The sequence below is a fragment of the Nocardia sp. KT25-26 genome (assembly GCF_056627695.1).
The window spans coordinates 995,633-1,019,960 of record NZ_CM152813.1; the positions used below are offsets into that span (position 1 = coordinate 995,633).

A 24,328-nucleotide genomic window follows, 5' to 3' on the forward strand; every position below is an offset into this window, starting at 1 on the left:
CCCGACCGACCGGCGCGGGGAGCGGAACAGCGGTGCGGCAGAAACGAGGCGGTGTCGGCAATGCGCGGAGAACAACACGCCGACACCCTGATCGTCGGTGCCGGTTCGGCCGGTTGTGTTTTCGCTGCCCGGCTCACCGAGGACCCGGCGCATACGGTCCACGTCCTGGAGGCGGGACGGATGTGGCGGAGTCCGGCGGAACTACCGGCCGAACTGCTGGACCCGAGTGTGCTGCCGATCGGTCCGGCTGCCGAACATGTCCGGAGGTACGGCACCGAGCTGGTGCGCGGCAAGGTCGCCGGCGGTTCCGGCGCGATCAACGGCAGCTATTTCGTGCGTCCGCCCGCTGCCGATTTCGCTACCTGGAGCGCGTCGGCGGGCAGCGACGACTGGTCCTTCGACAAGGTGCTACCGGCCTTCGTGCGGCTGGAACGGGACTTGGACTACGGCACGGACCCGGGGCACGGCCGCGCCGGGCCGATCCCGGTGTGCCGAGTCCGGGAACCGGCACCGATCAGCGTTGAGTTCGCGGCCGGTGCTGCCGCACTGGGCTTTTCCGAGATCGCCGATCTCAACGCGCTGCCGGAGAGTGCGCCCGCGGCCGGATTCGGCCGGGTGCCCTGTGCGATGATGCCCGGCCGGCGGGCCGGTCCCGCGATCACCCACCTTTTCCCGGCACTGCACCGGCCGAACCTGCGGGTCACCGGCGACACGCAGGTCACCGGGCTGCGCTGGCGCCGCGGCGCGGTGGTGGGCGTCGACTGGGTTCGCGACGGGCGCCGCGGTACCGCATGGGCCGATCGGGTGGTGCTGTGTGCCGGTGCGATCGAATCAGCTGCGCTGCTGCTGCGTTCCGGTGTCGGACCGCCGGAACAATTGGGTGCGCTCGGCGTGCCGGTGGTCAGTCCGGTACCGGTGGGACGCTGGTGTACCGATCATCCGGAGGTCGGGCTGAGTTGGCCGGGCAGCTACGGCCGAGCGCCCACGGTGCCCCTGGAGTGTGTACTGGTGGCCGACGATGTGGAGTTACGTCCGTACACCACCGATTTCGGTGGTCCGGCGCGGCGCCTGGGCGTCGCCCTGATGCGGCCGGAGTCCGCCGGGACGCTCACCCTGGTACCGGCGGGCACCGGCGGGCCGGGGGCCGCCGATATCCGGATCGAGCAGCAGGCGGTGACCTCCGCTGCGGACCGGGCCCGGCTGCGGGACGGGGTGCGCACCGCGGTCGAACTGATTCGCTCCACCGGTGCGGAGGTACCCGGCGCCGAACCCGGCACCACCTTCGACGATGCCTGGCTGCGGGCCCGGCTGGGCACCTCGCAGCATCTTTCCGGCACCTGCCGGATGGGCCCGGCATCCGATGAGCATGCGGTGGTCGATCCGGCCGGGCGGGTGTACGGGGTATCCGGGTTGACGGTGGTGGATCTGTCCATCGTTCCGGTGCCCCTCGGCCGCGGTCCGCAGGCGACCGTGGCGATGCTGGCCGACCATCTGGCGCCGATATCGGGTCGCTGAGGCGCCAGCACATCGGCTGCCGTTGCGCGGCGTTTCGGGTCCGGTAGCGGGACGGATCACATCTCGGCGGGCCACTACCACGGTGTGACCTGGAGGACAAACCAGGACTTCCGCCATGTTGTGCCAAAAGTCGCCGGTACAGTCGGTAACGGAAAGAAAGGCAAATGGTCAGCAATCTCGCAGGCGGGCGGCCCGCTCGGCACGGTGGGGAGTCGGGAACCCAGCTCGGCGCCCTCGAAGACTACGCCGCACAGGCCCACGGTTATCTCTGTGCCGGTGGGGATCAGCTCACGCAGCTGGCCGGCCTGTTGCGGCCATTGGTGCTGGAATCATGGCTGCGCAGCGTGCGTGGCGGTATCGACCCGATGGAACCGCTGGACGGTCGCGGGCTCCGTGGCACCGATCTGGCGCGATACCGCGATGCGCACGCGATGGCCGGTCTGATGCCGCTGATCGACAAGCTGCTCGTGCAGGACGCAGCGCAATCCGGACTCATCGTGACCGTCGCCGACCAGTTCGGCCGGGTGTTGTCGGTACACGGTAAGGCGGATCAGCTGGCGGCGGCCGCCGAGACCGGTGTCCTCGCGGGTAATGATCTGAGCGAACGGCGGATCGGCACCAATGCGGTCGGCCTGGTGGTTCGGACCGGTCGGGCCACCTGGATCCACGGTCCCGAGCACTATCTGCACCGGATGCATCAGATCACCGGGGCAGCGGCGCCGGTGCACGAACCGGACGGCCGGCTGGTCGGGGTGCTGATGATCGCCGGTGGGGTCCGGGTCGCCAAACCGGAGATCCTCGCCCTGGTCAAGGCGGCAGCGACTGCGGTCGAGATGGAACTGGTGCTGCGGACGATGCGGGCCGGCCGTGACGGCGCCGGCCCGGCCGCATCCCGTTCCGATGACCGAGTCGAGCAACCGGCCCGGCTCGGTCTGGAGGTGCTCGGCCTGGGCCAGCCGCAACTGAGCGTCGCCGGGGAGCGGGTGGCGCTCTCCCAGCGGCACGCGGAGATCCTGTTGTTGCTCACCGAGCATCCGGAGGGGCTCGGCGCCGACCATCTGGCCCTGCTGCTCGATGACACCGACCTGGACAACGGCACCATCCGGGCGGCGATGTCGCGGCTGCGGTCGGTGGTGGGTCCGACCGTGTTCGGTTCCCGCCCATACCGTCTGCGGACGCACATCGCAACCGATGTGGAGGCGCTGCGGGCAGCGCTCGACTCCGGTGATATCGAATCTGCATTACGGTTGTACGCTGGCCCGGTGTTGCCCCGCTCCTCGGCGCCGGGCATCTGCGACCTCCGCGACGAGCTCCGGGTCCGGCTGCGGACCGCGGTGCTGGCATCCGGCGATTCCGGGGTGCTCCGCCGGTGGACGGCCGGTCCGGAGGGTCGTGACGATGCCGGCGCCTGGGCTGCGTACCGGGAGACGGTGGATCGTGATTCGCCGCTGTATGCGCAGATCGAGGCCAAGATCCGGGTGCTCGATCGCCGCCTGGGTGCGGATGCAACGCAGATGCAACGTTTCGGCTCATAGTCTCCCCGCCGTATAGTGCGGTAGCTCACAACGCGGCCATGATGTGGTCGCGGTTACTCGGCTGGGCGGGTCGTGCCCGCCGCCTGTGCCTTCCTGGACAATCGTCCGAACTTTTTAGAGGAAAAAGTTTCTTTTTATTAACTGAACGCCTAGTGTTCCCCATGCATGGAACGCAAGCCATGTGATGTACATGACAGCACTGCGGCGATCCGTTCGGGTCGCGGCCGTCGAGTTGGAGGCACCATCTAGAGCTGGACTACCCGCGCCGGGCGTCGTGGCCCGCCGCGTGGCGCCGGCGTCGATCCGGCGCCGATGTCGAACACACGATCTGTCGGGGATCTCACGCGTGTGGGGCGCTCGCCCGCCGCGTACCTGCCGAAACTTCCCTGGGTGCGGTGCACCCGCAGCCTGTTTTGTGCTGCCCGGAAAACCTTCGGCTGTTTGTTCTTTCGCGAAACGAGGAGGCTCTGGTGCACGGTACGGAGTTGGGTGGGTCCAGCGCGGATACGCAGATGAGCGGACACACCGCCACATCCGGCGCGGAGGTCGCGGCACCGGCGGCGACACCGTTTCCGCTCGCACCGGCGCAGCTCGGCGTCTGGTATGCCCAGCAGCTCGAGCCCGATGTGCCGATCAACATCGCCCAGTACGTCGACGTCTCCGGCGATCTCGATCCGGCGCTGCTGGAGGCGGTCGGTAACGAAGCCGCCCGGGACTTCGCCTCCCCGCTGCTGCGGATCGGCGAACGCGACGGAGTTCCGTATCAGTGGATCGACCGTGCCATCCATCTCGATCTGCCCGTCGTCGACCTGCGCGACCACGCCGATCCCGAGGCCGCAGCGCACGAGTGGATGCGCACCGACCTCGGTGCCCCGATCGATCTGTGCCGCGACGAACTGACCGCGGGCGCCCTGCTGCGGGTGGCCGACCGGCGCTGGTTCTGGTTCCTGCGCGCGCACCACATCGTGCTGGACGGCTACGGATCGCTGATCCTGGTCCGCCGGATGGCGGAGCTCTACACCGCCCGGGTCCAGGATCGGCCCGCACCCGAGTTCACCCCCGGTGAGCTGCCGGCACTGGTGGAAGCCGAATACCGCTACCGTGACAGCAGTCGTTTCGCCGCCGACCGGGAGCACTGGCTGCAGCGGATCGCCGATCTGGACGGGCCGACCAGCCTGGAATCGCGCACCGCACCGCGCGCCGCGACCAATCTGGTGGTCGGGGAGGCGCTGCCGGAATGGCTGGTGCGGCAACTGGAAACCCTGGCATCGGCACAGGATTCGACCTTCGCCGCGGTCCTGGTGGCCGCCTTCGCCGGTTATCTCGGCCGGTTCAACGACCGCGCCGATGCGGTGCTCAGCCTGCCGGTCACCGCCCGGACCACCGCGGCGATGCGGCGTTCCGGCGGCATGCTGGCCAATATCGTGCCGTTGCGGCTGCCCTCCGGCGCCGCCGACGACACCACCACCTGGGGTGATCTGTTGCGCGCCGCCCGGGTCGAGATGCTCGGAGCCCTGCGGCATCAGCGCTACCGGAACGAGGACCTGCGCCGGGACGCCGAGAACGACGGCCGACCGGCCCGGCGGGCGCTGTTCGGCCCGATGGCGAACTTCATGATGTTCAACACCGATCTGGCGCTCGGTGACACCACCGCCCACCACTATGTGCTGTCGACCGGCCCGGTCGAGGACCTCAGCCTGAACACCTACTACGGCGACCGGGGCCGGGTGCACCTGGACTTCGAGGCGAACCCGAATCTGTATGCCGCCGACGACCTCTCCCGGCATCACACCCGCTTCCTGCGGTACCTGGAACGCCTGGTGCAGGCCCATCCGTCCCGGCCGATGGCGTCGATCGAGCTGGCCACCGAGCTGGAACACGAAGTCAGTACCCGGATCTGGAATGCCACCGGGTTCGATGTGGCGGCGGCGGTCGCCACCCGGGGTGCCGCCGCGGCAACCCTGCCGGCCTTGTTCGAAGCCCAGTTGCTGCGCACTCCGGCGGCACTCGCCCTCCGTACCGCCGGATCCGGCCCCGCGGGTGACCTGACCTACCGGGAACTCGCCGAGCGCAGCAACCGGCTGGCCCGCCGGCTCATCGCGGCCGGTATCGGACCGGAAACCCTGGTGGCGCTGCATATGCGCCGCGGCACCGATCTGGTGGTGGCGATGTATGCCGTACTCGCCGCCGGCGCCGCCTACCTGCCCGTCGACCCGGACCACCCGGCCGAGCGCACCGCGCACATCCTGGCCACCGCCCGCCCCGGCTGCGTACTGGCCACCGGCACGGCGCTGCCCGACGACGCTCTCGCGGACCGGATACCGGTGCACGTGGTCGACCGGATGGACCTGTCCGGCACCGCCGCCGACCCGGTGTCCGATGCGGAACGGACCCGGCCGCTGCGCCCGGAGCATCCGGCCTACGTGATCTTCACCTCCGGCTCCACCGGGCTGCCCAAGGGCGTCGTCGTGGCCCATGCGGCGATCGTCAACCGACTGCTGTGGATGCAGGACACCTACCGGCTCGAGCCGGCCGATGTGGTCCTGCAGAAGACGCCGTTCACCTTCGACGTCTCGGTGTGGGAGTTCTTCTGGCCGCTGCAGATCGGTGCCACGCTGCTGCTCGCCGAGCCGGACGGACACCGGGACCCGGCCTACCTGCGGGCCGTAATCGCCGAATACGGCGTCACCGTAGCCCATTTCGTGCCGTCGATGCTGGAGGCGTTCCTGGCGCAGCAGGAGATCGCCACCCGGAGCTCGTTGCGGGCCGTCTTCGCCTCCGGTGAGGCACTGCCCGCAGCGCCGGCCCAGCGGCTGCGGCTGCTGACCGGCGCACGGCTGCACAATCTCTACGGCCCCACCGAGGCGGCCGTGGACGTCACCTACCACGAGGTGACCGATGCCGACCGGGTCGGTGTGCCGATCGGCGCGCCGGTGTACAACACCCGGCTCCAGGTGCTCGACGCCCGGCTGCGGCCGGTACCGGTCGGGGCCACGGGTGAGCTGTATCTGTCGGGGGTACAGCTCGCCCGGGGCTATCTGGCCCGGCCGGAACTGACCGCGGGCCGCTTCCTCGCCGACCCGTTCGGTCCTCCCGGCACCCGGATGTACCGCACCGGCGATCTGGTCCGCTGGACCACCAACGGGGAACTGGAGTACCTGGGCCGCACCGACTTCCAGGTGAAGCTGCGCGGTCTGCGGATCGAACTGGGCGAGATCGAGGCGGTGCTGGCGCAGGTCGACTCGGTGGTGCGCGCCGTGGTGCTGGTCCGCGACGACGACGGCCTGGGCGAGCAGCTGGTGGCCTATATCGTGGAAGCCGAACCCGGCACGGTCGGGGTCGATCAGCTGCGCGGCGCCGCGTTGCAGCACCTGCCCGCCTATATGGTGCCGGCCGCCTTCGTACTGCTCGACCGGCTGCCGGTGAATGCCTCCGGCAAACTGGACCGGGCCGCTCTACCGGCGCCCGTCCGGGCGACCGTGGCCTATACCGCACCGGCCACCCCGGTCGAGGAGGCCGTCGCGAGGGTGTTCGGCGAGGTGCTGGGCCGCGAACAGGTGGGCCGGGACGACGACTTCTTCGAACTCGGCGGCAACAGCCTGGTCGCGACCCGGGTGGCGGCGCGGCTGGGTGCCGAACTGGGCTGCCGGATCGGGGTACGCGAGCTGTTCGGGGCGCCCTCGGTGGCCCGGCTGGCCGAGCTGATCGAGGCGGCGGTACCGGCCGACACCGCGGAACTCCCGGTCCTGGTGGCCCGGCCGCGGCCGGACCGGGTGCCGCTGTCGCCGGCCCAGCAGCGGATCTGGTTCCTGAACCGATTCGATCCCGCCGCCGCCGACTACAACATGCCGTTCACCGTACGGTTGAGCGGTGCGGTGGACCTCGCGGCCCTGGCTGCCGCGCTCACCGATGTCGTCGACCGGCACGAGGTGCTGCGCACCGTGTTCCCGGCGGTGTCGGAGCAGTCCTCGGAATCGCCCGCCCACCAGGTGATCGCGGATACCGCACCGCTGTTCGGCCCGGCCGAGCCGATCCGGGCCGGCGAACTGGACCGTGCCTCGGCGGCCTTCGCCGCCCGCGGTTTCGACCTGGAACGGGAAGAGGCGATCCGGGCCAGGATCTTCGCGGTCGACGACGGCACGGTGGCCCTGGTCGTGGTCCTGCACCACATCGCCGCCGACGGCGTATCCCTGCGGGTGCTGGCCGCTGACGTGCTCACCGCCTATTCGGCCCGCCGCACCGGGGCCGCGCCCGGCTGGGCCCCGCTGCCGGTGCAGTACGCCGACTACAGCATCTGGCAGCGGGAACTGCTCGGATCACCCGGCGATCCGGACGCACCGCTGGCCCGCCAGCTCGCCTTCTGGACCGCCGAACTGGCCGGTGCGCCGGACCTGCTGGAACTTCCCGCGGACCGGCCCCGGCCGCCGGTCGCCAGCGGCCGGGGCGCGGTGTACCGGTTCACCGTGCCGGCCGAGCTGACCGCCGCCGTCACCGAGCTGTCCCGGGCGGAGGGGGTATCGGTGTTCATGGTGTGGCATGCCGCGCTGGCCGCCGTGCTGGCCCGGGTGTCGGCCGGCACCGACATCGTGATCGGCACCCCCGTGGCGGGCCGCGGCGCCCGCGACCTCGACGATCTGATCGGCATGTTCGTCAACACCTTGGCTTTGCGCACCGAGGTCGACCTCGCCGCCGGTTTCGACACACTGCTGGCCGGGGTCCGTGATACCGACTTGGCCGCGTTCGCGCATGCCGAGCTGCCCTTTGAACAGCTGGTGGAGGCGCTGGACCCGGCCCGCTCCACCGCCCGGCATCCGCTGTTCCAGGTGCTGCTGTCGTTCGACAATCTCGGCGAGGTGTCGGTCGAACTGCCCGGGGCGCAGGCCCGGGCCACCGCGCTGGATACCGGGCTGACCAAATTCGACCTGCAGCTGACCGTCACCGAGCCGGGGGTCGGCGGGACCGCCGGGGCGGGTCCGGGTATGCAGGCCGAGTTCACCTATGCCACCGACCTGTTCGACGAGCCGACGGTCGCCGCGCTCGCCGGCGCCCTGATCCGGCTGCTCACCGCCGCCACCGCGGCACCGGAGGTACCGGTCGGCGATCTGCCGCTGCTGGATCGGGCCGGCCGGCAACGGGTGCTGACCGCCTCCTGGTCGTCGGTGCCGGCCGCCGCCCCCGCGCCGGTGTTCGCGGCGTTCACCGAACAGGTGCGGCGCACTCCGGCGGCGGTGGCGCTGGTCGACGGCGACCGCAGCTACACCTACGCCGAACTGTCCGCCGAGATCAACCGGCTGGCCCGGGTGCTGATCGCGGCCGGGATCGGGCCCGAGACGGCACCGGCCGGCCCGGTGCCCGGTACGGCGCCGACCTGCGGTCCGGTTGCGCTCGGCATGCGCCGGTCGGCTGAATTCGTGATCGCGGCCTATGCCGTGCTCACCGCCGGTGGCACCTACGTTCCGGTCGATCCGGATCAGCCGGCCGCTCGGCGCGAGCACATCCTGTCCGCTGCCCGGGTGAGTTGCGTACTGACCCGGTCGGTCGACGGCTGGGACGGTACCGCCGACGTTCCGGTGATCGCGGTCGACACCATCGCGCGGGCAGCCTGGGCGAGTGAACCGGTCCGGGACAGCGAGCGGCTGCTGCCGCTGCATTCGGCGCATCTGGCGTACATCATCTTCACCTCCGGCTCCACCGGCCGCCCCAAGGGTGTCGCGGTACCGCATGCGGCGGTGGTCAACCAGATCGACTGGATCGCCCGCGAATACCGGATCGGCGCCGACGACGTGGTGCTGTTCAAGACTCCCGCGACCTTCGATGTGTCGGTCTGGGAGCTGTTCGCACCGCTGGCCCGGGGTGCCCGCCTGATCGTCGCCGAGCACGACGGACATCGCGACCCCGACTATCTCGCCGCCACCATCGCCGCACACCGGGTCACGATGACCTCGTTCGTGCCGTCGATGCTGTCGGTGTTCGCCGCCGCGGCCGATCCGGCGGCGCTGACCACGCTGCGGACCGTGCTCGTCGCCGGTGAGGCGATGACCGGTGCGGCCGCAGCGGCGTTCGCGCAGGTGTCCGCGGCACGGCTGCACAATCTGTACGGGCCCACCGAATTCACCGTGCACGCCACGCACGCTCCGGTCCCGCCGGGGCAGCAGGGCGCGGTGCCGATCGGGACCCCGGTGGCGGGTGCCGCCGCGCTGGTCCTGGACGAACGGTTGCGGCCGGTACCGGAGAACGTGGTCGGTGAACTGTATCTGGCCGGGGCTCAGCTGGCGCGGGGCTACCACGGCCGGTCCGATCTGAGCGCGCAGCGGTTCGTAGCCGATCCGTACGGTCCGGCCGGCAGCCGGATGTACCGCACCGGCGACCTGGTCCGCCGCAACCGGGTCGGCGATCTGGAATACCTGGGCCGCAGCGATTTCCAGGTGAAACTGCGTGGTCAGCGAATCGAGCTCGGCGAGATCGAGGCGGCGCTGCTGTCGGTGCCCGGGGTGCGGGCCGCGGCCGTGCAGGTGCACCGCCCGGCCACCGGTGACCTGCTGGTGGCCTATGTCGTCGGCACGGTGGCCCCGGCTGATCTGCAGGCCCGGTTGCGGGCCGAGCTGCCCTCGTACATGCTGCCCGGCGCCTACGTGCCGCTGGCCGAGCTGCCGTTGACCGCGTCCGGGAAACTGGACCGGCGGGCGCTGCCGGAACCGGCAGCAGTGACGGCCGAGTACCGGGCACCGCGGACCTGCGCCGAGCGGGCTGTTGCGGCGGTGTTCGCACAGGTGCTCGAGGCTGAGCGGGTGGGCCTGGACGACGACTTCTTCGCCCTCGGCGGCAATTCACTGGTGGCCACCCGCATCGTCCGCCGGCTCGGCAGTGAGCTGGGTATCGATGTCGGGGTCCGGCTGTTGTTCGAGCATCCGGGTGTCGCGGAGCTGGCGGCCCGACTGCCGGCGGCCGCTGCCGCTCGCCCGGCGCTGGTGGCGGGCCCCCGCCCGGACCGGATCCCGCTCTCGTACGCCCAGCAGCGGATGTGGTTCCTGAACCGGTTCGATGTCGGTTCGGCGGCGAACAACCTGACCGCAGCGGTCCGGCTGACCGGCGATCTCGACCGTGCGGCGCTGGCCGCGGCCCTCGACGATGTGATCGCCCGGCACGAGGCGCTGCGCACCGTGTACCCGGCCGTGGACGGCATCGGTCACCAGCGGATTCTCCCGCCCGCCGAGGCCGGGATCCGGCTGCTGGAAGATCGGGTGGCCCCCGGTGAGCTCGCCGCCCGGATCCGGGCGGAGGCCGCGGTGCCGTTCGCGGTCGCCGAGCGGGTCCCGGTCCGGGTGCTGCTGCTGCAGGTCGGCGCCGCACGGATCCCGGCGGACCCGGCAGCCGCGGCGGGCGGCACCGTCGGCGCCCCGGCCGGTGACGAGCATGTCCTGGTGGTTTCGCTGCACCACATCGCCGGTGACGGCTGGTCGATTGCGCCGCTGACCCGGGATCTGATGCTGGCCTACGCCGCCCGGCGCGGCGGTGTCGCGCCGCAGTGGCCTGCGCTGCCGGTCCAGTACGCCGACTACACGCTGTGGCAGCGGGCGGTGCTCGGCGCCGAAGACGACCCGGAATCGCTGCTCGCCGAGCAGATCCGGTTCTGGGAGGCCGAGCTGCGCGGTCTGCCGGATCTGCTGGAACTGCCCACCGACCGGCCGCGGCCGGCCGTCGCCTCGGGCTCCGGCGCCCGGTATGCGTTCACCCTCGGGGCGGCCGATCTCGCCGCCCTCACCGAGTTGGCCACCACCACCGGCACCACCGTGTTCATGGTGCTGCACACCGCCTTCGCCGTATTGCTCGCCCGGCTGTCCGGTTCCGGGGATATCGCGATCGGCACACCGGTGGCCGGCCGGGGCGAGGCCGAACTCGACGATCTGGTCGGGATGTTCGTCAACACGCTGGTGCTGCGCACCCGGGTGGCCGAGGACCGCACCTTCGCGCAGTTGCTCGCCGAGGTCCGCGATACCGATCTGCGTGCCTTCGGGCAGGCCGATGTGCCGTTCGAACGGCTCGTCGAGGTTCTGGACCCGCCGCGTACCGCGGCCCGCCACCCGCTGTTCCAGGTGATGCTGGACTACCGCAACACCATGAGCACCGGACTGGCGCTGGCCGGGCTACAGGCCGAGGCTCTCGACGCCGATACCGGCACGGCGAAGTTCGATCTACAGCTCTCCCTGGTAGAAGGCGGCGATGCCGCCGGTGCTCCGGTCCTCGACGCGGTCTTCGAATACGCCACCGACCTCTTCGACGCCGGCACGATCGCCGGATTCGCCGACCGGCTGCAGCGCATTCTGGCCGCGGTCTCGGCCGATCCGGATCGGCCGGTCGCCGGAATCGAGATCCTCGGTCCCGCGGAGCGGACCCGGCTGCTGCACGATCACAACCGGACCAGGCAGGAGTTGCCGTCGGGACGAACCCTGGTATCGCAGTTCGAAGCCCAGGCCGCCCGCACCCCGGACGCACCCGCACTCACCGTGGCGGGACACACCGTCGGCTATCGGGAGCTCGCCGGGCGGATCAATCGGCTCGCGCGGTTGCTGATCGCCCGCGGGGTCGGCCCGGGCAGCACGGTAGCGGTGGGGGTCCGCCGCTCCGAGGACCTGATCGTCGCCCTGTACGCGGTGATCACCGCGGGCGGTGCCTATGTGCCGCTCGACCCCGCGCATCCGGCCGAGCGCACCGAGCATGTGCTCGACGTCGCGGCACCGGCGTGCATCCTGACCCGGACCGGCGACGGACTCGACGCCGTCGCCCGGCCCGGGCGGCCGGTACTCGCCCTCGACCTGCTGGACCTGTCCGGTTACGCCGATACCGCGGTGCGCGACACCGATCGGCTCGCACCGCTGCGCACCGACGACCTGGCCTACGTGATCTTCACCTCCGGATCCACCGGCCGGCCCAAGGGTGTGGCGGTCACGCACCGGGCGATCGACAACCGGCTGGCCTGGATGCAGGAGACCTACCGGCTGACCGGCGCCGACGTAGTGCTGCAGAAGACCCCCGCCACCTTCGACGTCTCGGTGTGGGAGTTCTTCTGGCCGTTGCAGACCGGTGCCCGGCTGGTCGTCGCCGAGCCGGACGGGCACCGTGATCCGGTCTACCTGATCGGGCTGATCCGGACCGAGCGGGTCACGGTCACCCACTTCGTCCCGTCGATGCTGGCCGTCTTCGTCCGGGCCCTGGCCGATTCCGAAACGGGTGCCGGTCATTCGCTGCGTGCGGTGTTCTGCTCCGGGGAGGCATTGCCGGCCGCGCCCGCCCAGCAGTTGCGGGAACTGAGCGGTGCGGCTGTGCACAACCTGTACGGGCCCACGGAAGCCGCGGTGGATGTCACCTTCCACGAGGTGACCGACGCCGATACCGACACCGTGCCGATCGGTAGGCCGGTCTTCAACACGCGGGTGTACGTGCTGGATGCCCGGCTGCGGCCGGTTCCGGCGGGCGTCGCGGGTGAGCTGTATCTGGCCGGGCCGCAGCTGGCCCGCGGATATCTCGGCCGCCCGGCGCTGACCGCCGACCGGTTCGTCGCCGATCCATTCACACCCGGCGAGCGGCTCTACCGGACCGGCGACCTGGTGAAATGGCGCAACGACGGGTCGGCATCCGGTGTGCTCGAATATCTGGGCCGCACCGACTTCCAGGTGAAGCTGCGTGGTCTGCGGATCGAACTGGGCGAGATCGAGGCGGCGCTGACCGGCTTCGACGGCGTGGCCCAGGCCGTGGTGGTGCTGCGGTCCGACGAACGGCTGGGCGACCGGCTGGTCGGCTATCTGGTTCCGGTCGGGGCCGCAGTCGATCTCGGCGAGATCCGCACCGCCCTCGAGGCCGTCCTGCCCGGGTACATGGTGCCCGCCGCCTTCGTGGTGCTGGATTCCTTCCCGGTGAACGCCTCCGGGAAACTGGACCGGGCGGCGCTGCCGGCCCCGGCGGCCGAGGTCGCCGCCTACCGGGAGCCGGTCGGACCGGCCGAGGAGCAGGTCGCCGCCACCTTCGCCGAAATCCTCGGGGTGACCCGGATCGGCCGGGACGACGACTTCTTCGCGCTGGGTGGTAACTCGCTGACCGCGACCCGGGTGGTCGCCCGGCTGGAAGGCACCTTCGGCACCGAACTGCCGCTGCGCCTGCTGTTCGACCGGCCCACCGTGGCGGCCCTGGCGGCGGCCGCCGCCGACCGGCCGGGCGCCGCGCCCCGCGCGCCGTTGACCGCCGGGCCACGGCCGGAACGGATCCCGCTCACCCCGGCCCAGGAACGCATGTGGTTCCTGAACCGCTTCCTCGGCGACGCCGGTACCGAGGGTGCGGTGGCAGGGCCGGGTGCGGCAGCCGACAACATTCCGTTGGCGCTGCGCCTGACCGGCGCACTGGACGTCACGGCACTGCGGGCGGCCCTCGCCGATGTGATCGACCGGCACGAGGTCCTGCGCACCGTGTATCCGGACAGCGCGGACGGTGCCCGGCAGCTGATCCGCCCCGCCGCGACCGCGCTACCGGAACTGCCGGTGCAGTCGCTGTCCGAACCGGAACTGGCTGCGCAGCTGGCTGCCCTCGCCGCGACCACATTCGATCTGACCACCGACACACCGGTGCGGGCCGGGTTGTTCGCGATCTCCGCGGAGAACACCGCGCAGCGCCCGGCAGCCGACGCCGTCGAGCACGTACTCGTCCTGGTGCTGCACCACATCTGTGCCGACGGCTTCTCGCTCGGGCCGCTGGCCGCCGACCTGCTGGCCGCCTACACCGCCCGGCGGGCCGGCAGCACCCCGGACCGGCCGCCGCTGCCGGTGCAGTACGCCGATTACGCCCTATGGCTGGCGGAGAATTCGCGGGCGGCGACACAGCTCGGCTACTGGCGGGAGCGCCTGGCCGGGCTGCCCGAGGAGCTGGTACTGCCGTGGGACCGGCCGCGCCCGGCGGTCGCCAGTCTGCGCGGCGCAGCGCACCAGGTGCCGATCGATTCCGATCTGCACAGCGAATTGCAGGAGCTCGCCCGCAAACGCGAGACCACGCTGTTCTCGACCGTGCACGCGGCCCTCGCGGTCCTGCTGGCCCGGCTGTCCGGCACCGACGACATCGCGATCGGCACGCCGATCGCCGGCCGCGGCGAGGCCGCCCTCGACCCGATGGTCGGCATGTTCGTCAACACTCTGGTGCGGCGCAGCCGTATCGATGTCCGGACCCGATTCGAAGCGGTGCTGGATCGGGTCCATGCCGGCGACATCGCCGATCTGTCACACGGTGAGGTGCCGTTCGAACAGCTGGTGGCCGAGCTCGCGCCGGCCCGGGCGCAGAACCGGCATCCGTTGTTCCAAGTGGCGCTGACCTTCCAGAACTTCACGCTGCCGGAGCTGCGGGCGGCCGGAATCACAGTGGGGGAGTATCCCGTCGAGGTCACCGCGGCCAAGTTCGACCTCCAGTTCACCGTGGTGGAGAACACCGACCACGACGGGCGCGCGGACGGGCTGGCCATCGAGATCCGTTATGCGACCGATCTGTTCGATGCGGAGACGATCGAGGTGCTCGGCCGCCGGTTCACCCAGGTGCTGGCGGCGGTCGCGGCCGATCCCACCGTCGTGGTGGGTGATATCCAGCTGCTCAGCGCCGAGGAACAGCACCGGACCCTGCACACCTGGGCCTCGGCCGGTCCGTCGGTGGCAACGGGTGAGGGGACCATCGTGGACCGATTCACCGCGGCCGCCACCGCGTCGCCCACCGCGGTCGCGGTGCGCGACGGTGCCCGCTGCCTCACCTACGCCGAACTCGACACCTGGTCCAACCGATTCGCCCGGCGCCTGGTGGCCGCCGGTGTCGGTCCGGAAACCATGGTCGCGGTGGCACTTCCGCGTACCGTCGAACTCGCCGTCACGCTGCTGGCCGTCCTCAAGGCCGGCGGCGGCTATCTGCCGATCGACCCGAACTACCCGGCCGACCGGATCGAGTACGTCCTCGACGACGCCCGCCCGATCTGTGCCGTCGGAACGCCGGATACCGGCCTGCCCCGCGGTTGGTTCGGCGGACCGGTACTCGAACCCGATCCGGACGGGCTCACCGGCTACCTGCCGACCGGGCTGACCGACGCCGACCGGCGGGCGCCGGTGCGGCCCGAGCATCCCGCCTACGTCATCTACACGTCCGGGTCCACCGGCCGGCCCAAGGGTGTTTCGGTACCGCACCGCAATGTGCTCGAACTGCTGGACAACTCCGACCGGCACTTCGGTTTCGGCCCGGCCGACGTGTGGACGATGTTCCACTCCTACGCCTTCGACTTCTCGGTATGGGAACTGTGGGGTGCGCTGCTCACCGGCGGTTCGGTGGTGCTGGTCGACTACTTCACCTCCCGTTCCCCGGAACAGTTCCGCGAGCTGCTGATCCGCGAACGGGTCACCGTGCTGAACCAGACACCGTCGGCGTTCCATCAGCTGGTCGCCGCCGATGAGGTCGCGATGCCGGACGGCGACCCCGCCGGTCCCGCCGCGGAAGCGGACGACTTTGCCCTCCGGGTGGTGATCTTCGGTGGTGAGGCGCTGGAGCCGCAGCGGTTGTCCGGGTGGTTCGCCCGGCATCCCGGCACTCCGCGGCTGGTGAACATGTACGGCATCACCGAGACCACCGTGCACGTCTCCTACCGGGAGATCGGTCCGGACACCGGTTCGGCGAGCGTGATCGGCCGGGCCCTCACCGGACTGACCGTGCGGGTACTGGATTCGCGGTTGCGGCCGGTCCCGGTCGGCGTGCCGGGCGAGATCTACGTGTCCGGCGCCCAGCTGGCCCGGGGCTATCTGGGCCGGCCCGGTCTGTCGGCGGGCCGCTTCGTCGCCGATCCGTACGGGCCGCCCGGAACCCTGGCCTACCGTTCCGGCGACCTCGCCCGCCGTCGCGCCGACGGCGATCTGGAATACCTCGGCCGGGCCGATCAGCAGGTGAACCTGCACGGATTCCGGATCGAACTCGGCGAGATCGAGGCCGCGCTGCTGGGCAGTGCCGCCGGAGTACGCGAGGCCGCGGTCGCCGTGCGTACCGACCGGGCCGGGGTGTCGCGGATCGTCGGCTACGTGGTCGCCGATCCGGAGTCCTTCGACGCCCACGCGATTCGCGGCAGCCTGGCCCGGCGGTTGCCCGAGCACATGGTGCCCGCGGCGGTGGTTGCGGTCGAACGGATCCCGCTGACCGTCAATGGCAAGCTCGATCGGGCAGCGCTACCCGACCCCGTGTTCGAGGCAGGTGTCTACCGTCGGCCCGCCACCCCTGCCGAGGAACTTATCGCCGGCGTGTACGCCGAGGTACTCGGCCACACCGGCGAATCCCGTCCGGTCGGTGCCGACGACGACTTCTTCGCGCTCGGCGGTACCTCGCTGCTGGCCGCCAAGGCGGCGGCCAGGATCGGCGCCGCGCTGGACCGCCGGATCGGGGTGCGGTCGTTGTTCGAGGCGCCGCGGGTTGCCGAGCTCGCTGCCGAGGTGGACCGCGCGGCCCGGGCGGGCCGGCCGCCACTGGTCGGCCGGGCCCGTCCGGAACGGCTACCGCTGTCTCCGGCCCAGCAGCGGATGTGGTTCCTGAACCGGTTCGACCGGACATCGGTGGCCTACAACATCCCGTTCGCCCTGCGGCTGACCGGAACTCTGGACCAGGCCGCGCTGTTCGCCGCACTGATCGATCTGGTGGCCCGGCACGAATCGCTGCGCACCAGCTACCCAGAAATCGACGGGGAACCGGTGCAGCTCATCCGGCCCGCGGTCGACGCGACCCCGGAGCCGACGGTCGTCCCGGTCACCGAGGACGGATTGCCCGCCGCCATCCGGGAATTCGCGGCGACAACGTTCGACGTCACCACCGAGGTGCCGTTGCGGCTGTGCCTGTTCCGGATCACCGAAGGCACCGCACCCGGTGCCGAGTACGTGCTGGCCGGGGTGCTGCACCATATCGCCGCCGACGGTTCCTCGATCGCGCCGTTCGTCGCCGACCTGATGCGGGCCTACACCGCCCGCCTCGATGATCGGGCGCCGGGCTGGACCCCGCCGGCGGTGCAGTTCGCCGACTACGCGCTCTGGCAGCGGGAACTGCTCGGTGCCGAGGACGATCCCGAATCGGTGTCCGCCCGTCAGATCGCGTACTGGCAGCGTGCCCTGGCCGGGCTGCCGGATCAGCTGGTGCTCCCGGCCGATCATCCGCGTCCGGCCCGGCAGAGCCTGCGCGGTGCCGAAGTGGCCGGCACCGTCGATGCCGAACTGCATGCGGCGCTGCTCGCACTGGGCCGCAACCGGGGCGCGACCCTGTTCATGGTGGTGCATGCGGTCTTCGCCGCGCTGCTGGCCCGGCTGTCCGGCACCGGTGACATCGCCGTCGGAACCCCGAGTGCCGGACGCGGCGAAGCCGAGCTCGACGAGGTCATCGGGATGTTCGTGAACACGCTGGTGCTCCGTACCGCCGTGGACCCCGCCGCACCGTTCAGCGCACTGCTGGATACGGCGAGGGCATGCGATATCGACGCGATATCGCATGCCGATGTGCCCTTCGAACGCCTGGTGGAGTTGCTCAACCCGGAACGGTCCACCGCGCGGCATCCGCTGTTCCAGGTGGGTTATTCCTTCCAGAACCACGACCGAGGCCGGTTGGAACTGCCCGGCCTCGAGGTCGCCGAGCTCGAATTCGACGCCGGTGTCGCCCAGTTCGATCTGCACCTGTTCGCCGTAGACCGCTACGCAGCCGACGGCACCCCCCGCGGTATCGATCTGACCCTGCGCTACGCCACCGATCTGTTCGAGCCGGGCACCGCGGAACGGTTCGCCGAGGCGCTGCAGCGGCTGCTGCGGGCCGTTGTCGACGACCCGCAGACCCCGGTCGGCGATCTGGACCTGCTCGGCGCCGAGCGCGGCCGGCTGCTGCAGGAATGGAACGCGACCGGCCGGCCGGTCGCCGGCACCACCCTGGCGGAACTGGGCGCCCGGCAGGCGGCGCGCACCCCGGCCGCCCCGGCCCTGGTCGACGCCGGTACCGGGGAATCGCTGAGCTACGCCGACTTCGACGCCCGGGTGAACCGGCTGGCCCGGAGGCTGATCGCCACCGGGGTGGGGCCGGAGCGCACCGTGGTACTGGGCCTGCGCCGCAGCCCGGAACTGGTGATCGCGATGCATGCGGTGGTGCGGGCCGGCGGCGCCTACGTGCCGATCGATCCCGACCATCCGGCCGCGCGGATCCGGCACATCGTCGATACCGCCGCCCCGCTGTGCGCCATCGCCGGGGACACCGGTGCGCTGCCCTTCCCGGCGGAGCTGCCGGTGCTCGGGGTGGCCGCCGACCCGGTCCGGTATTCGGCGGCCCCGGTGACCGACGCGGACCGGCTCGCTCCGCTGCGGCCGGCCCATCCGGCCTATATCGTGTTCACTTCCGGCTCGACCGGAAAACCCAAGGGTGTGGCCGTGTCGCACGGCGCAATCGTGAACCAGCTGGCCTGGCTGCGGGAGCGATTCGACCTCGGGGAACGGGACCGGGTGCTGCTGAAGACCCCGGCGACCTTCGATCTGTCGGTGTGGGAATTCTGGTCGCCGCTGGTCACCGGTGGCCGGTTGATCGTCACCGCGCCCGGAACGGAACGCGACCCGGATCGGATGCGGGACGTGCTGGCCGGACACCGGGTGACGGTGTTGCACGCCGTGCCGTCCCTGCTCGGCATGCTGCTCGCTGCGGCAGGCGAGGCCGGGGCGCCGGTACCCGGTTCGCTGCGGGCCGTGCTGGCCATCGGCGAGCCGCTCACCGCGGTCGTGGCCGGCGAGTTCCGGCGGCGCAGCCCGGGCGCCCGGCTGTTCAACCTGTACGGGCCGACCGAGGCCGCGGTCTCGATCACCGAATACGAGGTGGCCGCCGACCCCGGGCACACCGTGCCGATCGGCACCCCGGCCTGGAACAGCCGTACCTACGTGCTGGACGGACGGCTGCAGCCGGTTCCGGTCGGGGTGGCCGGCGAGCTGTACCTGGCCGGCGCGCAGCTGGCCCGCGGATATCACGCCCGGACCGGGCTCACCGCCGGCCGGTTCGTCGCCGATCCGTATGCCGCGGACCCCGGTACCCGGATGTATCGCACCGGCGATATCGTGCGGTACCGCCCGGACGGCGCCCTGGAGTATCTGGAGCGGGTGGACTTCCAGGTGAAGATCGGCGGGTTCCGGATCGAGCTCGGTGAGGTCGAGAGCGCCCTGCTGCGCTGCCCGGGAGTGCGGGCCGCCGTGGCGGTGGCGCATCCGGTCGAATCCGCCGGAACCCGGCTGGTCGGATACGCGGCGGTTCCGGAGGTCGCCGACCCGGGCGCCGAATCCGCGCGGCTGCGTGCCGAACTCGCCGAGGTGCTGCCAGGCTATATGGTGCCGGCCGCGATCGTGGTGACCGAGGCGCTGCCGCACAACGCCAACGGCAAGGTGGATCGCACCCGGCTGCCGGAACCGGTCTTCGCCGAAGCCGAGTTCCGGGCGCCGGTCACCGACCTGGAGATCCGGGTCGCGGCCGCGTTCACCGAGGTGATCGGGGCGGCCCGGGCCGGCCTGGACGACGATTTCTTCGCCCTGGGCGGCAATTCGCTGATGGCGACCCGGCTGGCCGCCCGGCTCGGCGCCGCGCTCGGCACCCAGGTGCCGGTGGCGGCGGTGTTCGAAGCGCCCACCGTCGCCGCACTCGTCGACCGGCTGAGCCGTACCCCCGGCCCGGCCCGGCCGCCGTTGCGCCGCCGTACCGAGACCGGACCCGCTCCGCTCTCGCCGGCCCAGCAGCGGATGTGGGTGCTGCATCAGCTCGGCGGGACGAGCGCCGCCTACCACATCCCGGCCGCCATCCGGCTCCGCGGTGAGCTGGACCAGGCTGCCCTGCAGGCCGCGGCCGACGATCTGGTGACCCGGCACGAACCGTTGCGCACGGTCTACCCCGATCTCGGGGCCGGTCCGGTGCAGCAGGTCCGGCCACCCGGCGACGTGCGGCTGGACCTGACACCGCGTCCGGTGACCGATCCGGAAGCGGCGATCGCCGAACTGATCGCCCGCCCGTTCGACCTCACCACCACGGCCCCGATCCGAGGCGCGCTGCTGCGCCGCAGCGCCACCGATCACATCCTGGTCGTGGTCGTTCACCACATCGGTGCGGACGGCTATTCACTGGCACCGATGACCCGGGACCTGATGCGGGCCTATGCCGACCGGTGCGCCGGCCGAGCGCCGGGCTGGGCGCCGCTGCCGATCCGGTACGCGGACTACAGCGTCTGGCACCGTGAACTGCTGGGCTCCGCCGACGATCCGGACAGTGCGCTCACCACCCAGCTCGGGCATTGGACCACCGAACTGGCCGGGATTCCGGAGCTGCTCGCGCTGCCCACCGACCGGCCCCGGCCGAGCCGCCGGGAGATGCGCGGCGCGGTACTGGAATCGGTGCTGCCGCCCGACCTGGTCGACCGGCTCGGTGCGGTGGCCCGGGAACACGGCACCACGCTGTTCTCGGTGCTGCACAGCGCGTTCGCCGTGCTGCTGGCCAAGCAGTCCGGTACCACCGATATCGCCATCGGCGTGCCGACCGCGGGCCGCGGGGCCGACGAGCTGGAAGACCTGATCGGAATGTTCGTCAACACCGTCGTGCTGCGCACCGAAATCGATTCCCGCGCACCGTTCCACCAGCTCCTCGACCAGGCGACCCGGCGCAACGCCGCCGCCCTGAGCCACGCCGATGTGCCGTTCGAGCAGGTCGTCGAGGCGATGGGCCGCACCGGATCGAACGGCTACACGCCGCTGTTCCAGGTGATGCTCACCTACCAGAACATGCCGCCTGGCAGCATCGAACTACCGGGGCTGCTGGTCGAGCCGCTCGATCCCGGGCTGAACGAGGCGAAGTTCGATCTGCATCTGACCGCACTGCAGCGCTACGACGGCCGCGGCGCGGTCACCGGGCTGGACCTGCGGTTCGGTTATGCGGTCGACATCTTCGACGAGCCGACCGTGCAACTGCTCGCCGACCGGTTGCGGCGGGTTCTGGACGCGATCGCCGCCGATGCCTCGACACCGGTGCGCGCCATCGATATCCGGACCGAGGCCGAACGCACCACCCGGCGCGCGCCCACCATCGCGGATCTGCCGGCACTGGTCGGCTCCGCGGCTCGGATCGCACCCACCGCCGCAGCATTCGTGCACGGCGATCATGCGGTGTCGTACGCCGACCTGGACGCCAAGCTGGCCTCGGTGCGCAAGGCGATGGGTGCGGCCGGGAAACCGGAAGCACTGGTCAATGTGGCACTCGCCGGGCTGGTGCCCGGCGTGCTCGCCGCGCTCGGCGCGGGCGGGCTGTCCGCCGCGCTGCACACGCTGGTGACCGATGCCCAGGCGGTGATTGCCGGGCACTCGGCGGGATCCGACCCGGAAGGAGAACTGTGATGGTGCAGACGGAATCGGCGACCACCCCGCCCTCGACCACCCCGCCCTCGACCACGCCGCCCTCGACCGCGGCATCCCTGCTGCCTGTCGCCGCGCCGTCCGCCCTCGACGATGCGGAACGCGGGCTGCGGAGCTCGCCGACCCTGGTTGCGGAGTTCGCCGCCCGGGCCCGGCAGGATCCGGCGGGCGTCGCGGTGCAGACGGCCACCGGCACCCTGGACTACGGGGAGCTGGATCGCCGGATCGCCGCGCTCGCCGCCCGGATCGCGGCACAGGGCGTCGGCCGGGAATCGACCGTCGCGGTCTCGCTGCGGTATTCCCCGGACCTGGTGGTGGCGGTCCAGGCCGTCTTGCGTGCGGGTGCGGCCTTCGTGCTCGTCGACCCGGATGCCTCGCTCGACCGGATCCGGCGCACCATCGCGCTGACCACACCGGTGTTGCTGGTGACCGCGCGGGACGCCGAACCCGGGGCCGGTGCGGGGATCCCGATGCTGCGTCTCGACGACCCGGCACCGCGGACCGAGGCCGCGGAGGTGTTCGAAGCACCGCATCCGGACGATCCGGCCTGCCTGGTGGTGGGCGACGAGACCGGCCCCGCGGTGATCCTCACCCATCGGTCCCTGCACGCGAGCCTGAGCTGGCAGCGACGGCTGCTGGCGCTGGGCCCGGGTGACGCCGTACCGGCCTTCCGGCACCCTGCGGCCGCAGGCGAACTCGCCGGGCTGTTGCTGCCGCTGCACGCGGGGGCGCAGGTCGTCCCCGTCGAAGGCGTCGTCGAGGCGGCTACGCTGGCCGAACTGATTCCCGTCCACGGCCTCACCGCCGTGCATATCGATCCGGACACGCTGGCTGCCCTGACCACGGTGCCCGACGCGGCAGAACGCTTGGCGACGCTGGACGCCGTGCTGGTCTCCGGTGCCCCGTTGCCACCCGCGGTGGCCGCCGCCTTCCGCGATATCAGCGGGGCCACGCTGCACTACGGGTTCGGTGCGCCCGAACTGGCCGGGTTGGTCACCGCGCACGAGGTGACCGGCGCCGATATCAGTTTCGTGCCGATCGGCACCCCGGCCGACGATATGGAAGCGCTGATCCTGGACGAGTCGCTGCAGCCGGTACCACCGGGTGCTTCCGGCGAGCTGTACGTGTCCGGTGTGCAGTTGGCCCGGGGATATGCGGGCCGCACCGCGGCCACCGCGGCCCACTTCGTCGCCGACCCGGCCGGGCCCGACGCCGAACGGATGTTCCGCACCGGCGCCCGCGCCCGGTTGCGGCCGGGCACCGACGGTGGGCGGGCCGAACTCGAATACCTGGGCCCGATCACTGAACCGGCGGATGCCGCACCCGGTGTCCCGGGCGATCCGGCGGCCTTCGCCGACGAACTGGTGCTCGACGAATTCGAGGCGCAGGCCGCGGCGACCCCGTTCGATCCCGCGCTGGTCTTCGTCCCCGGCGACGGCCGGCCGGCGACCATCCTCACCTACGGTGAACTCGATCGGCGCAGCAATCGGCTGGCCCGGCATCTGATCACCTTCGGCGTCGGTCCCCGGGCGGCAGTGGTGCTGGACCTGCCGCGCTCGGTGCACTGGGTGGTCGCGGTGTACGCGATCCTCAAGGCCGGCGGCGCCTATCTGGCCCTGAACCCGGACGAACCGCTGGTGCCGACCGGGGCAACGGTCCTGCTCACTGCGGGCGCGCGTCGTTCCCGGGTGGAACTGTGCCCGGCCGCCATCGACCTGGACTCGATCGATCTGCTGGCCTACTCCGACGAACCGATTACGCCGAATGAACGCCGCGGCGCGCTGGCGCCGGAACATCCGGCCCGGATCGCCGGTGCCGAAGGAGTCGGGATCTCGCACGCCGCGATCCTGCGCCGGATGGCGACGGTCCGCGCCGACCACGAGTTCCGGGGCCGCGATGTCTATCTCACCACCGTCGACACCACCGGTGACGGTGCGCTGTGGGGCTGCCTGCTGCCGCTGCGGGTCGGGGCCACGGTGCTGCTCGCGGACGGAAACGCGCCGGTCGATCCCGACTACCTGGTCCGGGTGATCGAGGCCTACGGCGTGACCGCGGTGGATCTGCCCGCCGACCGGCTCGGCACCTTCCTGGACTCGGCCGGCGCCGCGGCGCCCCGGGTGGCCTCGATCCGCGACGTCTTCGTCGACGGTGCCCTGTCCGCCGAACTGGCCGAGGCATTCGGACGGGCTGCGGCATTCACCACCCTCAGCGGTGCCCGGTTGCACGAGCGCACGGTCCGGGGCCGGGGTGCCGGGCGGCACGGCGCCAGCATGCGAGCCCGGATCGGCGGCGGGGTCGGCCACCGGATCGCGGAACTGGCCCGGACCTACCGGGTGCCGCCGGCGGCGGTGGTCCGGGCCGGTCTGACCGTGCTGCTCGCCTGGTACTCGCCCGCCGGTACGCCGGCCGCGGGCGAGTGCCTGTCCGATCTGCTCCGCGGGGAACGCCGCCACTGCGGCCGCCCGGTCGATGCCGTGCCACTGCGGTCGGAACTGCTCGGCACGGTGGCCCTGACCTGCCCGGACACCGGAACCGAACCGTTTCCGGTGCCGGGGTTGGAGCTGACTGCCTTCGACGGACCGGTGGGCGCGGCGGATCTGCATTTCATCGTTTCCTCGGGCACCGACACCGACGGTCATCTCGGGGTCGAGATCGAGTACACCTGCGAACGTTTCGACACCTTCGCCGCCGCCACCCTGATGCGCCGGTTCGCTCGGGCGATCGGTCTGCTGGTCGGCGCCCCGGACGTGCCGTGCGGATCGCTCGACCTGCGGTCGCCGGCCGAGTCTCACCGCGCCGCCATGTGAAACAACCCCCACCAGGAAGGCAGGATCC

4 protein-coding genes are annotated in these 24,328 nt (G+C 71.5%); all 4 read left to right on the forward strand.

Features of this window, described 5'->3' with window-relative positions; all coding sequences use genetic code 11:
* Positions 1-60 precede the first annotated feature (60 nt).
* The 4 genes from mftG to AC1HFH_RS04680 all read left to right on the forward strand — a co-directional run bounded on the left by mftG (position 61) and on the right by AC1HFH_RS04680 (position 24,300).
* A complete protein-coding gene (gene mftG / locus AC1HFH_RS04665) occupies positions 61-1,515 on the forward strand; it encodes a mycofactocin dehydrogenase MftG (RefSeq protein ID WP_480246195.1) in 1,455 nt (484 codons plus the stop codon).
* Positions 1,516-1,679: 164 nt separating this feature from the next.
* A complete protein-coding gene (locus tag AC1HFH_RS04670; RefSeq protein ID WP_480246196.1) occupies positions 1,680-3,050 on the forward strand; it encodes a GAF domain-containing protein in 1,371 nt (456 codons plus the stop codon).
* A gap of 512 nt (positions 3,051-3,562) precedes the next feature.
* Complete coding sequence (locus AC1HFH_RS04675) at positions 3,563-21,475, forward strand: non-ribosomal peptide synthase/polyketide synthase (RefSeq protein WP_480246197.1); 17,913 nt, start codon at positions 3,563-3,565, stop codon at positions 21,473-21,475.
* Complete coding sequence (locus AC1HFH_RS04680; protein WP_480246198.1) at positions 21,475-24,300, forward strand: AMP-binding protein; 2,826 nt, start codon at positions 21,475-21,477, stop codon at positions 24,298-24,300. The genes AC1HFH_RS04675 and AC1HFH_RS04680 overlap by 1 nt, the downstream gene beginning before the upstream one ends.
* The last annotated feature ends 28 nt before the right edge of the window (positions 24,301-24,328 follow it).

What these genes read in the sequence shown, in the direction of transcription:
- mftG (WP_480246195.1), top strand. Translation starts at nt 61, where the DNA reads ATGCGCGGAGAACAACACGCCGACACCCTGATCGTCGGTGCCGGTTCG.
- AC1HFH_RS04670 (WP_480246196.1), top strand. Translation starts at nt 1,680, where the DNA reads ATGGTCAGCAATCTCGCAGGCGGGCGGCCCGCTCGGCACGGTGGGGAG.
- AC1HFH_RS04675 (WP_480246197.1), top strand. Translation starts at nt 3,563, where the DNA reads ATGAGCGGACACACCGCCACATCCGGCGCGGAGGTCGCGGCACCGGCG.
- AC1HFH_RS04680 (WP_480246198.1), top strand. Translation starts at nt 21,475, where the DNA reads ATGGTGCAGACGGAATCGGCGACCACCCCGCCCTCGACCACCCCGCCC.